The following is a 13,950-nucleotide window of genomic DNA, read 5'->3' as shown; positions in this document are numbered from 1 at the left end:
CTCTCTAGGGGCCGGATTCTAGCGCCGTCTGGACTAAATTGCGGGGGTCACATCAAATGCAATCGCCGCTACGGAAGATCGGCGGGAAAACGTCGCGTCAGCTACGCCAGGCTCTTGCAACGCAAGAGAGCAATCCTCGGCCTGACGAGCTATTTAGTTAGGATTGTCGAGGTGCATGCGATTATACCCGCTGGGTCTTGTAGCTTCGCGGGCGGAATGCAGCCCTAATGGTTTTGCGAGGCTCCTAATGAAGCCATTACTTCGCACTCCGTTACTATTGACAGCAGGTGCCTCACGTCACCAGAGAGGCGTCGTCGCCCACGTCCGTCTCGTCGTCGACAAGATACGTCCGCAACTGCGCGGCATAGTGGCCTCCAAGCGCGAGGAGCTCGCTATGTGTTCCCGATTCGAGAACTGTGCCGTCGGCGATGAAATGGATGAGATCTGCACTCTTCACCGTGGAAAGGCGATGCGCGACAATCACCGTCGTTCGTCCCTGAGAGAACAAAGCCAACGCTTTGCGGATTTGGTTTTCGGTGGCGCTATCGAGGGCCGACGTCGGTTCGTCGAGCAACAGGATCGGCGCATCTTTGTAGAAAGCTCGCGCCATCCCGATCCTTTGGCGTTGCCCGCCGGACAAGTTCGTAGCCAACTCTCTTACGGGCGTCTCGTAGCCGTTGGGCATCCGTTGAACAAATGCATCGGCGCCGGCCATCTGGGCGGCCTTTATCACCCGGTCGCGATCACGAACCGCGCACGACCCGACGATATTGTCCTCCACCGTGCCCTCGAATAGAAACGCCTCCTGATCGAGATAGGCGATGTTCCGGCGCAGTGAGGATGTTGTTATTTCCCGAAGCGACATGCCGTCGACGGTGATCTCGCCGCTTTGCGGACGGAAAAATGCCTGCAACAAGCCGAGGGTGGTCGTCTTCCCGCCGCCCGACGGACCGACCAAGGCAGTTACCTTGCCGCCGGGAATTTCCAAGCTTATGTGGTTGAGAGCCCGCTTGCCGCCAGCGTAATCGAAGACCACATCGCGCAAGCGAATATCGCCCTTTTTGACGATCAGCTCTAAGTTGGCTTCATCATCCACTTCGACGGGCGGAGTATCAAAAATACTATACATCATCGAAATGCGCTCGGCAGCAGTCGCGAGATCGACGTGGAGGCGAGACAGGCGGCGCAACGGCTCGCCTGCGAGCAAAAGCGCCGTGATGAACGAGAACAAGCTGCCGATGTATTGTGGGTCGCTCTGACTAGCCCAGGAGCCGTACAGCACCACCGCGGCAATCGCCAGCCCGCTCATCACCTCGCTCAGAGGTGCGACTGCCGCCTTAATCCGTGCCAGCTTGTTGCGGCGCGCTTCGACGTCCGCTGTCGCTGCGTTCATCCGGTTTTGCAGGATGCGCTCAAGCTGGAACGATTTGAGCATCCGGACGCCTTGCGACGTCTCCCGCGTCAGCGACACGATCGTTGCCATTCCGCCGGCTTCCGACTTCGTCGCTTTCTTTGCCCGCGCCGAGAGCCGCCTTAGCGCGAGAGCCGCGAAAGGCACGATTGCAAGCACGACGAAAAAAAGTATCGGGTCTTGCATGAGCATGACGGCACACAGACCCAAGACAGTCAGCAAGTCGCGCCCCAAAGTCACCGCGGTCAGATTGATTGCATCCCTGACGGCGTTGGCGCCGTTCTGCATCCTGGTGATGAGGTCTCCGGAAGACTTCCTTTGAAAGAACGCAATATCCATCCGCAGAAGGTGTGCGTAGAGCTGCCGCTGGACATCGCCAACGATGCGGGCTCCAATACGAGCGACGCCGACCTCCTGGAAGTATGAAAAGCACCCTTTTACGAGGAAAAGCCCGGCAATGATCAACGGAAAGTACAGGGCCGACTGAACGTCGCCTTTGCCGAGCGCGGCGTTCACCAGATCCTTCATGATCCATGCGCTCAAAGAAGTGCAGAGCGCCACGATCACCATGAAGCCGAGAACAACCGCGTATTCGGTCGCGTGAGCACGGCCGTGCTCCAAAAGAATCCGGTGAACAATCTGGAATGTTGTCGGCCGGTGGCCCCCCCGTTCCTTGCTGTTCGTGGCAGAGGGTGTATCGCTGCGCTTCATACGTCCTCTGATCGCCGAGAGATCATCCTTGTGCGAAAACGAGCGTTGCTGGAGAACAAGCCGCTGGCCACCATCTGACGGTGGGGATCGACAGTCCAAACAACTTGTGGCACGGCTGTCAACGCCGCTGACGCTCCTCGTCGAGGCCACGCTTTAAACGCCCCCTTGGGATCCCATGGGGTTAATCGATTCTCCTTGTGAGATCGACACCGGGCGCTTGAATCGGCATCGAATTTCGAAGCTGATCGGCCGAGGATCCGGCCAGCGTCACTCGATCTCAAGATACGCCCTGACCAGCGCGATCTCGTCAGACGTGAGCTGGATCTGCGGCATGGCAGGATGGCGCGAGCCTATCCCTCGGCAAGCTCGAAGTCGAGCCGCTCCGCGGGAGAGGCGCGTGACGTGCCAGCTCTGCGGAATATTCTGACGGTCGATAACTCCCTTAGAACCGCTTGACCAAGCTGATCTCAGCTATGACAAAGCCAGTGTCGGCAAGTGTGGCACCAGCGTCCGTCAGGACTTCGGGCTCGTAGCCTTCCGTGTCAGTCTTGATGCCGTACGGACCGCCGATCTTATGTGCGGCGAGCATTGAATCCAATGAGGAGATCTTTGCGACGGCCGGGCCGTTCGGTTCTCTTATATCGTCCAGTCCAGTGAGGAATGTTGACATGCTTTTCGCCAGTATCAGCTCGGCAGTCGGTGGTGCCGGACCTTATTGATGACGGTCAGTGCCCGCGTCGTCCCGACCAACGCGCTGCAGCTCGCGAGACCGGGGAGGTGGGGATTGGAATGCGATTGGGGGAGCTTAACGTGTCGGACGAAACGGCTCTGACACAGACTCGCGCCGCCGGTAGGCAGAGCGTCGTTGTTGCGATTTGCACCCGGAACCGACCGCAGCTCCTGCGGAGTTGCCTGGAGTCGGTGCTGGGGCTTGTCGTTCCGCCTCGCGTCCAGCCCTGTATCGTCGTGGTTGAAAACGACGCGCTTCCCACGTGCCGGTGCTACGTCGAATCGTGCATGCGCGAAGCTCCCGAGCCCTGGAAGATCGTCTATGGCCACGAGCCCAACTTGGGCATTCCCTTGGCCCGCAACCTGTCTGTCGAGATCGCTCTGGGCGAGGATCCTGATTGGATCGCGTTCATTGATGACGACGAAGTCGTCGATCACCAGTGGCTCGAACGCATGATCGGGGCAGCACACGAGTTGGATTGCGACGTGCTTCAGGGACCGGTTGAGTATTCGTACCAGGGCGCGCTTCCCGAGTGATTCGACACAAAGGAAACAAAACAGAGGCGGCGCGGAGAAAGGCTTCGAACAGCGTACACAAATAATCTCTTCATGAAGAGTCGCGTCGTTCGTGCGGATGGACTTGCGCTGAGGTTCGACGAAGCGATGCGCTTCAGCGGCGGAAGCGATTCCGACTTTTTCTTCCGTGCTGTCGATGGCGGGGCATCGATCTGCTGGGTCGACGATGCTTTCGTACGGGAGATCGTGGCAGCGCAGAGAGTCTCGATCACGTGGCAATGGATGCGTGCTCTCAGGGTTGCCGCCAATGCCGCAACGATTCACAAGAAAAGAAGGGGGCCGCTCGCAGCTTGGATCCGATACCTTCCGAAATCGCTGATGCGTTTGTTGCGCGGCGCAGGCCGGATGGTATGCGGAGTGATGGTTTTTCTCCCCTCATCCGCGCTCGGAAAAAAGTGGCTTGTTCGGGGCGGCAAAGATGCAGCTTCAGGGATCGGAAGTATAATCGGGCTCCTGGGCCTAACCCCTCAACCCTACAAGACGGTCGATTGAAGGACCTAAGACCGGGAGTACGAGCCGAATGGAGCTCGTGAGCGAGATTCGCGTGGATTCCGAAATCGCCGATTCCGGCTCGGCGTTAAGCGATTAATATCCTACATAATTTTTCCCCTCCGGGTGACCCGCCCGCACCGAGTGGTCTGAGGTTCATGTTGGCCGATGACGGCTCTTCTTCCGGCGGGCGCTCACCTTTTCCAACGCGTGGTGGCTCGTCCGTTGCCTCAAAAAAAGTTCAAGCGGTGGGAATAAGATCGATTTGATCCAAGCGTTTGTGGACCGATCTTTCGACACATTCTGCGCAGCTCTTGTCGGTGGCTGATACAGCTCGAACAACGTGCGTGAGAGAGACGCGGGGTCTTCACGCACTGCACGGGTTCTGCCGGCCGCCGATGTCTTCAGTCCGCAAGGATGTGACACATGAGCGAGAGCCCCGCGACGCCTCTGCTTTCAGACGGAACGATCAGTGCCGCGCCGGAGAGCGATGCGTCCGACAGGCTCGTCCGCTCGAGGAGGCACATATGATCCTCGGTCATTCGCAGCATTGGGTCGAGACCCCGTACGACACGCGCGCGCTCGACTTCGAACCTCTCACCCTGAGCGTCGAGCCGGCGGAGCGGATCGGTGCGCCGCTGGCGAACCGTTACAAGGCCCGGCTCAGAAGAGTATTTTTCAGCGCCGTTCTCCTTGCCGGCGCGTGGGGTGCCGTCTCGATCTTCGGGCTCGACGGCCTGATCGTGTCCGCAAGGTCTCTCTATGGCGTGGTCGTGTCCGAGGCGGAGGAGGTTCTCGCGCGGGCCCATCAGGCACGACCTGAGACACCCGCATCCGACGCTCCCGAGAGAGGCGCGGCCACGCCGGAGGCCGTTCCGGAGCTCACGGTCACGCGCGACGAGCAGGTGGCTTCGACCGACGAGCCGGCGGCGACGGAAACGATGGGCGCGGCCTATGCCGAGGAGGCGGAGCCCGCGGCCGACCAGGACACGAGCCCCAAGCGCAAGCGCGCAATCGAAGCCGGGCTCGGCCCCGACCTGCCGAACGTACTTCTGACGCGCCTCAGCAAGGCGGATCTCGAGAACGCCGCCTATGCGATCAAGACGGCGCTCTCGAAAATGCCGGACGATGCCGCCTTCTCCTGGCCGCCCAAGCCCTCGCGGGAGGACGCGCTATTCGAGATCCGCTTCGTTCAGGGGGCGGCCGAGGGCTGCCGCAGGTATATCGTCACCGTCACCAAGGACCGCTGGTCCTCGACGTCGGCGGCGCTCGAGGCCTGTGGCCGCGCCGGCGGTCAGTCCGCGGGAATGATGCCCGCAGGGTCGACGGTCGCGTCGTCCTCGCGCACCTCGAGATAGAGCACCGGGGCCTCGGACGAGGTCTGCCGAAGTGTGGCGACGGCGTCGCCGGCGGCGATGCTCTGGCCTGCGATCACCTCGGGAGAGAACGCGCCGGCCATCAGCGCGACCGTGGTGCAGGAATCGATGATCAGGAGATCGCCGTAGGAGCGCCAGGGGTCGGCGTACGTCACCCGTCCGCCGACCGGCGCGCGCACCTCGGCGCCGCGGGCGCCTTCGAAGACGATGCCTCTGCTGGTCCCGCCGTGCTTCGTCGTCTCGCCGTATCTCAACAGGCGCCGGCCGGCGACCGGGACGGCGGTCGGGCCGCGCTCGGCCGCTGCGCAGCTCCGCGTGCCGGCATGCATGTCCCGCACGCATTTGACGAGACCGTCCAGGGTCATGCTGTCGCTGGCGCAACGGTTGGTCGTGTGCTCGACGGAGCATCCCGCCGCGGCGAGCGACAGGCAGGCGGTGCCGAGACCGGGCACGAGCGCGAGACGGAAGCGTGAGGTCATCGTCCGGGAGAAAAAGGTTTGAAGGTCGGGGCATCCTGAGCGCAGATCTTGGGCTGAGGAAGGCGGCTGTGCGGCGCTGCTCGGGCAAGTGCCGGCGTGCGTCACGACGACTTTCGGCTAAGTGGCTGCGATTCGTTGGGGAATCATTCCGGCAGTGCCGCAAATGTGCCCAGTTCCGGGGGCTATCTGGCCCCGTTTTTCAATTCTTCGGATGCATGCCTGAATGCGCGCGCTCAAACATTGCCGCACGGTCCTGGCGTTGCTCGTCGCCGGCACCGTCTCCTTTTCCGCGGCTTGGGCTGGCGAGCTGCTCGTCATGCCGTATTCCTGCAAGGTGGTCGGCGGACGCCCGCTGCTCGCCCCATCCGAGGATCAGGGGCATCAGGTCTTCGGACGGCGCGAGCAGCAGGAGTTTCGCGCGTGCTCGCCTGCGGATCCGCGCCTTTGCCGGCGCTGGAACGTGCACCGCTTCGATCTCGACTGTGGAGGCGTGCGCGTGCCGTGGGTCGAGGTCGCGGCTGCCGCGGGCCGCGAGGGGCGCGCCTTCGTCGATAACGGGCGTTTTGAGCTCGAGATGCCGGCCCAGTGGGGGCTCGCGCCCGATGAGCCCTGTGCCCGCGGCGGCGACATCGAAAGCGCAGGCTTGCGCCGTTTCTGTGCCGAGCGCCTGGCAGGAATGGCGCGCGTCACGGTCGCGATGCCGAAAGGGTTCGCGCCGATGCTCGGCATCGACGGCATTTTCGTCAAGGACACGGCGCCGCATGGTGCGGTCGCGGAGGCGGTTCCCGCGCAGCGTGAAACCGTGCCCGCGCCGACGGCCAATCCGCGGCGCAGCGTGCCGTCTGCGCAGTCCGGCGCGGAGGCGGTGAAGACTGCGCCGCCGAAGGAGCCGGCACCGGCCCAGGCACAGCCTCAGGCTATCGAGGCTTTGACGCCCAAAGCCGCTCCGCCTCCTCAGGCGGCACCGACAGAGCTCTCTGCGGCGGGCCAGGCGACGGCTGGAGCGGCTCCCGTCATTCCGCAGATCATCAATGGTGCGAATGGGTCGGTACCGCCGCACGGCGGCGGCGGGATCGCCGAGACCGGCGCCTTGCCGGACCATCCGTCGCCTCCGCGGGCCGGCGATACGGCTGCGGCCGCCTCCGAGGTCGCTGGACACACCGCAAGCATGCCCGATCGCGTGGCATTGGCGGAGCGCGACGGCGCGTCATCGCTGCTGCCGGCCGTGTTGGCCGGCGGGCCGCTCGCGGAGCACGCGGCCGTCATCACGGCCGGCACGCTTGCGCTCCTTACGCTGCTCACGCTCGCCGTTGTTTTCAGACGGGGACGCGCATCCGCCGTTCCTGTGCTGTCGCGCGATATCGCGTCCATCTCGCTCGGGAGGGACGGCGCCGGGGATGTCCGGCCCGGGGCGGCCGGCGCTTTGGCCGTGGTGCCCGAGCCGCTGACGGGCCGCGAGGTCGTCGCGCAGCCGCGCGTTCCGCCGGGGTCGCCCGCGCCCGCGGGAGAGGTGCTGCCGCGCACGCGTCAGGAGGCGCTCGAAGTTCTCGGCATGGGCATCGGGCCAGACGTCAACGAGGCCGCGATCAAGAAGATCATCGACGGATTGCGGCTGAGCTGGCACCCCGATCATGCCCGCGATGCGGAGGACCGGGTGCTGCGCGAGCGGCGCCTCAAGCAGATCAACGCCGCCTGGGACATCATCGCCGACAAGCGCGCGGCGGCGCAGAAGCCTTCCGGCTGAGCTCGCTCCCTATCCGTGCTGGGCGCGGTGGCGGAGCAGGTGATCGGCGAGCACGAGCGCCATCATCGCCTCGCCCACGGGCACGGCGCGGATGCCGACGCAGGGGTCGTGGCGGCCCTTGGTGACGATCTCCGTCTCGTGGCCGTCCGCGTCGATGGTCTGGCGCGGCGTCAGGATCGACGACGTGGGCTTCACAGCGAAGCGGCAGACGATGGGCTGGCCGGTCGAGATGCCGCCCAGGATGCCGCCGGCGTTGTTGGACAGGAAGCGCGGCTTTCCGTCCGGACCGATGCGGATCTCGTCGGCGTTGGCCTCGCCCGTCAGCTCGGCCGCGGCCATGCCGGCGCCGATCTCGACGCCCTTCACCGCATTGATGCTCATCATGGCGGAGGCGAGATCCTGATCGAGCTTGCCGTAGAGGGGCGCGCCGAGGCCCGGCGGCACGCCGTCGGCCACGATCTCGATGACGGCGCCGACGGACGAGCCGGCCTTGCGCACCGCGTCGAGATGGTGGGTCCACTCCGGCACCACGCCGGGGTCGGGAGAGAAGAACGGGTTGGAGCCGACCGTGTCCCAGTCCCAGCGGGAGCGGTCGATCCGGAGCTCGCCCACCTGGATCAAGGCGCCGCGGATCACGACCTCCGGCCCGAGCACCTTGCGCGCGATGGCGCCGGCCGCGACGCGCATGGCCGTCTCGCGCGCCGAGGAGCGTCCGCCGCCGCGATAGTCGCGGATGCCGTACTTCGTCCAGTAGGTGATGTCGGCGTGTCCGGGGCGGAAGGCGTTGCGGATCTCGCCGTAGTCCTTGCTGCGCTGATCGGTGTTGTGAATCAGGAGCGCGATCGGCGTGCCGGTCGTCACCTGGCGGCCTTCGGCATCCGGGAAGACGCCGGACAGGATCTCGACGGCATCGGCCTCGCGGCGCTGGGTCGTGAAGCGCGACTGGCCCGGCTTGCGCCGGTCGAGGTGGACCTGGATCTCCTCCGCCGCGAGCGGGATCCCGGGCGGGCAGCCGTCCACGACGCAGCCGATCGCCGGGCCGTGGCTCTCGCCCCAGGTCGTCATGCGGAAGAGGTGGCCGAAGGTATTGTGGGACATCGGGGCCGCTGTCGGGGCCGCACGCGCGTGCGGTCTGAGATCCAGTTGATGGCATCGGCAACTCGTGCCGGCGCCGCGTTCAACGTCCTCTCATAAGTGGGCGGGCGCCCGGGGGCAAGGAAGGACATCGGTCGGTTTCAGTTTGCACGGCGGTGCGACGCAGGTAATCAAGCAAGGTGCCCCCTGCGTTGTGAGGCCCCGCAAAGGGATCGCAAACGCTTGGGGCCGGTCGCCAGCCGCCGGCTGGGACTTGCCCCACGGGCCGATCGTACGTGCGTCGTCTGCGTTCCTGTTCCGCGTTTTTGCGGATCTCTCCTCGCGGTCTGAGCAACCGTGCTCGAGAGATCCGCGCCCCATGTTCGTGCATCGGGGAGAGCCGGAGCTGCCGCTGCTCCGGCTCTCTTTCGTTTCAGGCGCTCAAAGCCAGCGCATCGCGCCGCGGCTCAGGATCAAAACGCGATCCTGCGGGCTTTCGAGCTCCGGTATGGTCTCGGGTGCGAGGTCCAGCATGTGGGCGCGCAGACACCGCGAGACCCCCCCGTGGGCGACCACCACGCAGTCACCGCGCACCGTCTCCGCCCAGCCGCATACCCGCCGATAGAGGTCGGCGTAGCTCTCGCCCCGATCGGGACGCCAGCGAAAGGCATCCTCCGCGCGGACGGCGTAATCCGCGCTCTGCATGAGGTCGTCCTGCAGCGAGCCTTCCCAAACGCCGTAGGAAAGCTCGATCAGCCGCGGCTCGACGGTGTAGCCGTCGGGAGGAAGGCCGAGCGCGCCGCGGACGATCTCCATGGATTCCCGGGTGCGGCCGAGAGGGCTCGCCAGGAACCTGGCCGCGGCGACCCCTGGCAGGAAGGCGCGCAGTGCCTCACCGTTCCGGCGCGCCTGGCTGCGGCCGGTCTCATTCAGCGGGATGTCCTTCTGGCCCTGGTAGCGCCGCTCGCGGTTCCAGTCGGTCTCGCCGTGGCGGATGAAGTAGATCGTCGGCTGGTCCGGCATGGACGATATCGTCTCGGCGCGCGCGATGACGGAGCCGCGCGCGGATGGGCGTCAGGGGTCGTTCTTCACGACGGAGATGTCGGGGGCGTCCTCGTTCTTCATGCCCTGGACGTGATAGCCCGCGTCCACGTGATGGATCTCGCCCGTCACGCCCTTGGAGAGATCGGACAGCAGGTAGACGCCGGCGCCGCCGACATCCTCGATGGTGACGGTGCGCCTGAGCGGCGAGTTGTACTCGTTCCACTTCAAAATGTAGCGGAAGTCGGCGATGCCGGCGGCGGCGAGCGTCTTGATGGGGCCGGCCGAGATGGCGTTGACGCGGATCGCGCTCTTGCCGAGGTCGGCGGCGAGATAGCGGACGGACGCCTCGAGCGCCGCCTTCGCGACGCCCATGACGTTGTAGTGCGGCATCACCTTCTCCGCACCGTAGTAGGTGAGCGTCACGATCGAGCCGCCGTCCGGCATGATCCGCTCGGCGCGCCGCGCTAGCGCCGTCAGCGAGAAGCAGGAGACCAGCATGGTCTGGGTGAAGTTGGCCTCCGTCGTATCGACATAGCGGCCGTCCAGCTCGTTCTTGTCGGAAAAGGCGATGGCATGGACGAGGAAGTCCAGGCGGCCCCAGGCCTTCTCCAGCTCGGCAAAGAGCGCATCGACGGACGCCGCGTCGGCCACGTCGCAGGGCAGCACGACCTTCGAGCCGAGCTCGGCGGCCAGCGGCTCGACCCGCTTCTTCAGCGCATCGCCCTGGTAGGTGAGGGCCACCTCGGCGCCTTGGGCCACGACGGCCTTGGCGATGCCCCAGGCGATAGAGCGGTTGTTCGCGACACCCATGATGAGGCCGCGCTTGCCAGCCATGAGTGAGCCGGCAAGGTGTCCTGCTCCCGACGCCGTTTCGGTCATTTTTCTCGCGATCCCTTCGTGCGGAAATTTGCGCGCATCCTACACAAAAGGGGATGCGGGTCCAGATGGCCGCGCCGACACGGGCGCCGGACGCGACGGCTTGTCCCGTCAACTCTTATAAAACTGTTCTATTTCATTTAGTTAACGTAGCCCTGGCTGTGCGCGGCGTCACCCCGCCTATCCTTCGAGCACCCAGCGGCGGTCGGCCGAGCGGCAGGCGACCCCCTCGGTAGTGCTCGTCTTGTGCCCGGTCGTCAGGAGGACCACGACATGACGGCACAGGCTGCCCTTGGCATTGCGGAAGGAACTCGTCGGGCGGACGATGCCCGAGAGGCGGCCGTTAGCACGCTTCCAGACGAACGGACTGCCGTCGTCCATGCGGTTCAAGCCGATCTGGATGCTTTCGAGAGCTGCGATCTCATCGGTGTCATCGAGTGCGCGGCGGTCGAACTCGGCGAACTTGGGGCGTGCGGATTTGCGGGCCGTATCCGGCGGACACGTGCACGCCGTGCCGTCGCTTGGGCGCTCGCCGGCGTAGGCCAGGTTGCCCGACAGGAAAACGAGCGCCATCAGCATCACCGCCGTGGCGGCTGCAAGAACGAATGTCTCCACGACGGGGACCTGACGCATGACAGACAACTCCGGAACACCACGATACCTTGCAAGCGGCGCTCGGGACTGCGAGCGGCCAGCCCCGGCAGTGTGGCCGGTCGTGGTTAAAAGGTGATAAAGGGGCGTGTGGTTTTGGGCAGGCAGTAGGCAGTAGTGAGGGCGGTGTGAGCGAAGAGGGGATTGAGAGCGAGGCGGAGGATCTGACGGCGGCGAGCGAGCCGTTCGCGCTGTTCGAGACGTGGCTCGAGGAGGCCGCGGCGTCCGAGTCGAACGATCCCAATGGCATGGCGCTCGCGACCGTCGATCCGTCGGGCCTGCCGAACGTGCGCATGGTGCTGCTCAAAGGCGTGGACGGGCCGCGCCATCCCGCGCGCGGCTTCGTGTTCTACACCAACCTCGGGAGCGCGAAGGGGCGCGAGCTCGCCGCCTCGCCCCGGGCGGCGCTGCTCTTCCACTGGAAGTCGCTGCGGCGGCAGGTGCGGGCGCGCGGTCCCATCACGCCGGTCTCGGCGGAGGAGGCCGATCAGTATTTCGCGACGCGGCCGCGCCTCTCGCGCATCGGCGCCTGGGCCTCCGACCAGTCGCGCCCGCTCGAAAGCCGCTTCGCGCTCGAGAAGAGGGTGGCGGAGGTCACGGCCAGGTATGCCATCGGCGAGATCCCCCGGCCGGCCCACTGGTCCGGCTTCCGGCTGACGCCGGTCGAGATCGAGCTCTGGCGCGACCGGCCGTTCCGTCTGCACGACCGCGTCGTCTTCCGCCGCGCCGATCCCGCCGCGCCGTGGACGAAGACTCGGCTCTATCCCTAGGCCATGACCCAGTCTCCGGCGATCCGCTGCTCGGGGCCCGGCCTGCCCTACCCCGTGAATTTCCGATGACAAATGCGGCGCCAGGGATGCTGCAGCGCGATGAAAAATGGCGGCGCGCGGGCAACGGTTGGGCTTTTTCGTATCGCGGCCCTGCAATTCGAAGGCTGCACCTTGCGGAACGGCTTTCGGCCTGCAAGGGTGCCCGGACAAACGATCGGGAGTCGCCGCGGCGGGTCGACTGCGAACTCCACGGGGGACATCCTTGGCACAAACACTCGCGCCCGAGCCGTCGGCGCCTCACGCGCAGGCGCGCGACTGGATCGAAATCCTGCAGCGCTACCGCCATCCCGATCCCGCGCGCAGCGTGTTCGAGGTCTTCATCACGCTCGTGCCGTTCGTCGCGCTCTGGATCGCGGCCTGGGCCGCGCTCGAGGTCGGCTACTGGCTGACGCTGCTAATCACGGTTCCGGCGGCCTTCTTCCTCGTCCGGCTCTTCCTCATCCAGCACGATTGCGGACATGGCGCGCTCTTCCGCAAGAAGCGCACCAACGACTGGACCGGCCGCGCTCTCGGCGTTTTGACGCTGACGCCCTATGATGCGTGGAGGCGCGCGCATGCCACTCATCACGCCACGCACGGCAGCCTCGAGGACCGGGGAACCGGTGACATCGACACGCTGACGGTGCGCGAATATCGCGCGCTGTCGCCCTGGCGCCGTTTCCTTTATCGCGCCTACCGGCACCCGATCGTTCTTTTCGGCATCGGGCCTGCGCTTCTCTTCGTGGTGCAGCACCGGTTGCCGTTCAGCATGCTGCGCGGGGCCGACTGGCGAATCTGGGCCAGCGTGATGGGGACCAACGCGGGCCTGGTGCTTCTCGGCGGGCTTGTCGTCTGGCTCGTCGGATGGGAGGCGTTCCTCGCGGTCCAGCTTCCGATCGTCGTGGTCGGCTCGTCGGTCGGGGTCTGGCTGTTCTATATCCAGCACCAGTTCGAGGATACGATCTGGGACGAGAAGCCGGAGTGGAACGTGCACGAGGCGGCGCTGCACGGCAGCTCGCATTACGACCTGCCCGGCATTCTGCCGTGGCTCACGGCGCATATCGGCGTGCATCACGTGCACCACCTCTACAGCCGCATCCCGTATTACAATCTGCCCAAGGTTCTGCGCGATTTCCCCGAGCTTGCCGACGTGCACCGCATCACGCTCCGGGAGAGCTTCAAATGCGTGAAGCTGCGCCTCTGGGACGAGAGCCGGCGCCGGCTCGTGCCCCTCTCGGAGGTGGCGTTCGCCTAAAGTTTTCCGTGATCGAAGAAAATAAAACGGCCGCTCGCACGAGCGGCCGTTTCTTCATGGCGCGAAGCTCTTGCTCCTGCCGTCAGGCGCGCTCGACGGACTTGATCGGGCCACGCGAGCGGCCGGACCGCTCGGCGATCTCGCGGTCCTGCGCCTCGATGGCGGCGCGCGCGGGCTCGTCGCCCTCGAGGCCGCCCAGGATGTCACTCGGAACCTTGCGGTTCGACGACTGCGAGCCATCCTCGTAGAGGACATTGAAAAGCACGAATGCGGCTTTCGGATTGGGTTTCTTACGCGCCAATTCTCTCTCCATTCCGTGGCGGTGCCGCCCGCCGGCGTTGCGCCCGGCGGGCCGGTTTCAGATCGTGCGCTTCTCGTGCGCTAATGGCCGGGCCGCGGCGGCGGCCTGGCGCACGGGTCAGCTCGCGTCGCGGTCGCGCGGCGTTCCCTGGTGTGACGGTGCGAACCCCGGCCTGCGGGGACGCTCGTGTCCGCCGCCGTGCGGGCGTGGCGCGTGGCGATCCCGATGCGGCTGCTGACGGCCGTGCGCGTGGTCGCCGCCGCGGTGTGCTCCGTGCCCGGGGCGCGCGAGGAAGCCGACATCGGCGAGTGGCAGGGCTACGTCGACCTGCTGCAGTCGGGCATCGACATCGGCGGCTGAGGCTTCGCCGGGGTGTGCAGCCGCGGGCGTCCGTCCGGACCTCGCGGCATGCCCTGCCCCCGCCC

The 13,950-nt window shown here is 65.6% G+C and carries 15 protein-coding genes; 7 read left to right on the top strand and 8 right to left on the bottom strand.

All coding sequences use genetic code 11. The annotated features are described in order from the left end of the window. Nucleotides 1-292: 292 nt before the first annotated feature. Both V7082_RS10770 and V7082_RS10765 read right to left on the bottom strand, forming a co-directional pair. Nucleotides 293-2,122, bottom strand: coding sequence for an ABC transporter ATP-binding protein (locus tag V7082_RS10770; RefSeq protein WP_334148377.1), 1,830 nt, complete (start codon nucleotides 2,120-2,122; stop codon nucleotides 293-295). 442 nt (nucleotides 2,123-2,564) lie between these two features. Beyond that, the gene (locus tag V7082_RS10765) at nucleotides 2,565-2,792 is read right to left on the bottom strand and encodes an FkbM family methyltransferase (RefSeq protein WP_334148375.1); all 228 of its coding nucleotides are present in this window, start codon (nucleotides 2,790-2,792) and stop codon (nucleotides 2,565-2,567) included. Between V7082_RS10765 and V7082_RS10760 the strand changes: the two genes are divergently transcribed. From V7082_RS10760 to V7082_RS10750, 3 genes are all read left to right on the top strand, one after another. Then, nucleotides 2,783-3,388 carry a glycosyltransferase family 2 protein gene (locus tag V7082_RS10760; RefSeq protein ID WP_334148373.1) on the top strand — a complete coding sequence of 202 codons (606 nt, stop codon included), beginning with the start codon at nucleotides 2,783-2,785 and terminating at the stop codon, nucleotides 3,386-3,388. The two genes, V7082_RS10765 and V7082_RS10760, sit on opposite strands and share 10 nt — an antisense overlap. 72 nt (nucleotides 3,389-3,460) lie before the next feature. After that, the gene (locus tag V7082_RS10755) at nucleotides 3,461-3,919 is read left to right on the top strand and encodes a glycosyltransferase family 2 protein (RefSeq protein ID WP_334148371.1); all 459 of its coding nucleotides are present in this window, start codon (nucleotides 3,461-3,463) and stop codon (nucleotides 3,917-3,919) included. Nucleotides 3,920-4,443: 524 nt separating this feature from the next. Next, nucleotides 4,444-5,274 carry a hypothetical protein gene (locus tag V7082_RS10750; RefSeq protein WP_334148369.1) on the top strand — a complete coding sequence of 277 codons (831 nt, stop codon included), beginning with the start codon at nucleotides 4,444-4,446 and terminating at the stop codon, nucleotides 5,272-5,274. Here the strand turns inward: V7082_RS10750 and V7082_RS10745 are convergent. Continuing rightward, nucleotides 5,211-5,771 (bottom strand): murein hydrolase activator EnvC family protein, encoded by a 561-nt coding sequence (locus tag V7082_RS10745; RefSeq protein WP_334148367.1) that lies wholly within the window; start codon nucleotides 5,769-5,771, stop codon nucleotides 5,211-5,213. The two genes, V7082_RS10750 and V7082_RS10745, sit on opposite strands and share 64 nt — an antisense overlap. A gap of 223 nt (nucleotides 5,772-5,994) precedes the next feature. Here V7082_RS10745 and V7082_RS10740 point away from each other — a divergent pair, with 223 nt between their 5' ends. Continuing rightward, nucleotides 5,995-7,515 (top strand): hypothetical protein, encoded by a 1,521-nt coding sequence (locus V7082_RS10740; protein WP_334148365.1) that lies wholly within the window; start codon nucleotides 5,995-5,997, stop codon nucleotides 7,513-7,515. Between the two features lie 9 nt (nucleotides 7,516-7,524). Here V7082_RS10740 and aroC read toward each other — a convergent pair whose 3' ends face one another. The 4 genes from aroC to V7082_RS10720 all read right to left on the bottom strand — a co-directional run bounded on the left by aroC (nucleotide 7,525) and on the right by V7082_RS10720 (nucleotide 11,142). After that, nucleotides 7,525-8,613 (bottom strand): chorismate synthase, encoded by a 1,089-nt coding sequence (gene aroC / locus V7082_RS10735; protein WP_334148363.1) that lies wholly within the window; start codon nucleotides 8,611-8,613, stop codon nucleotides 7,525-7,527. Nucleotides 8,614-9,030: 417 nt separating this feature from the next. Beyond that, nucleotides 9,031-9,612 (bottom strand): histidine phosphatase family protein, encoded by a 582-nt coding sequence (locus V7082_RS10730; protein ID WP_334148361.1) that lies wholly within the window; start codon nucleotides 9,610-9,612, stop codon nucleotides 9,031-9,033. Nucleotides 9,613-9,663: 51 nt separating this feature from the next. After that, complete coding sequence (gene fabI / locus V7082_RS10725) at nucleotides 9,664-10,512, bottom strand: enoyl-ACP reductase FabI (RefSeq protein WP_334148359.1); 849 nt, start codon at nucleotides 10,510-10,512, stop codon at nucleotides 9,664-9,666. Nucleotides 10,513-10,689: 177 nt separating this feature from the next. Then, nucleotides 10,690-11,142: a hypothetical protein gene (locus V7082_RS10720; RefSeq protein ID WP_334148357.1), complete on the bottom strand. Its 453-nt coding sequence runs from the start codon at nucleotides 11,140-11,142 to the stop codon at nucleotides 10,690-10,692. A gap of 146 nt (nucleotides 11,143-11,288) precedes the next feature. On the opposite strand from V7082_RS10720, the gene pdxH reads away from it, so the two are divergent. Next, nucleotides 11,289-11,930, top strand: coding sequence for a pyridoxamine 5'-phosphate oxidase (gene pdxH / locus V7082_RS10715; protein WP_334148356.1), 642 nt, complete (start codon nucleotides 11,289-11,291; stop codon nucleotides 11,928-11,930). Nucleotides 11,931-12,192: 262 nt separating this feature from the next. Continuing rightward, complete coding sequence (locus tag V7082_RS10710) at nucleotides 12,193-13,224, top strand: fatty acid desaturase (RefSeq protein ID WP_334148355.1); 1,032 nt, start codon at nucleotides 12,193-12,195, stop codon at nucleotides 13,222-13,224. An 82-nt stretch (nucleotides 13,225-13,306) separates the two neighbouring features. On the opposite strand, the gene V7082_RS10705 is transcribed toward V7082_RS10710, so the two are convergent. Further along, the gene (locus tag V7082_RS10705) at nucleotides 13,307-13,537 is read right to left on the bottom strand and encodes a hypothetical protein (protein ID WP_334148354.1); all 231 of its coding nucleotides are present in this window, start codon (nucleotides 13,535-13,537) and stop codon (nucleotides 13,307-13,309) included. 213 nt (nucleotides 13,538-13,750) lie between these two features. Here V7082_RS10705 and V7082_RS10700 point away from each other — a divergent pair, with 213 nt between their 5' ends. Next, on the top strand, nucleotides 13,751-13,885 hold the full coding sequence (locus tag V7082_RS10700; protein ID WP_334148353.1) for a hypothetical protein: 135 nt from the start codon (nucleotides 13,751-13,753) through the stop codon (nucleotides 13,883-13,885). Nucleotides 13,886-13,950 lie beyond the last annotated feature (65 nt).

The sequence above is a fragment of the Hyphomicrobium sp. genome, from assembly GCF_036833075.1.
Taxonomy (GTDB): Bacteria; Pseudomonadota; Alphaproteobacteria; order Rhizobiales; family Hyphomicrobiaceae; genus Hyphomicrobium_C.
This window is presented reverse-complemented; position numbering and strand designations above follow the sequence as displayed.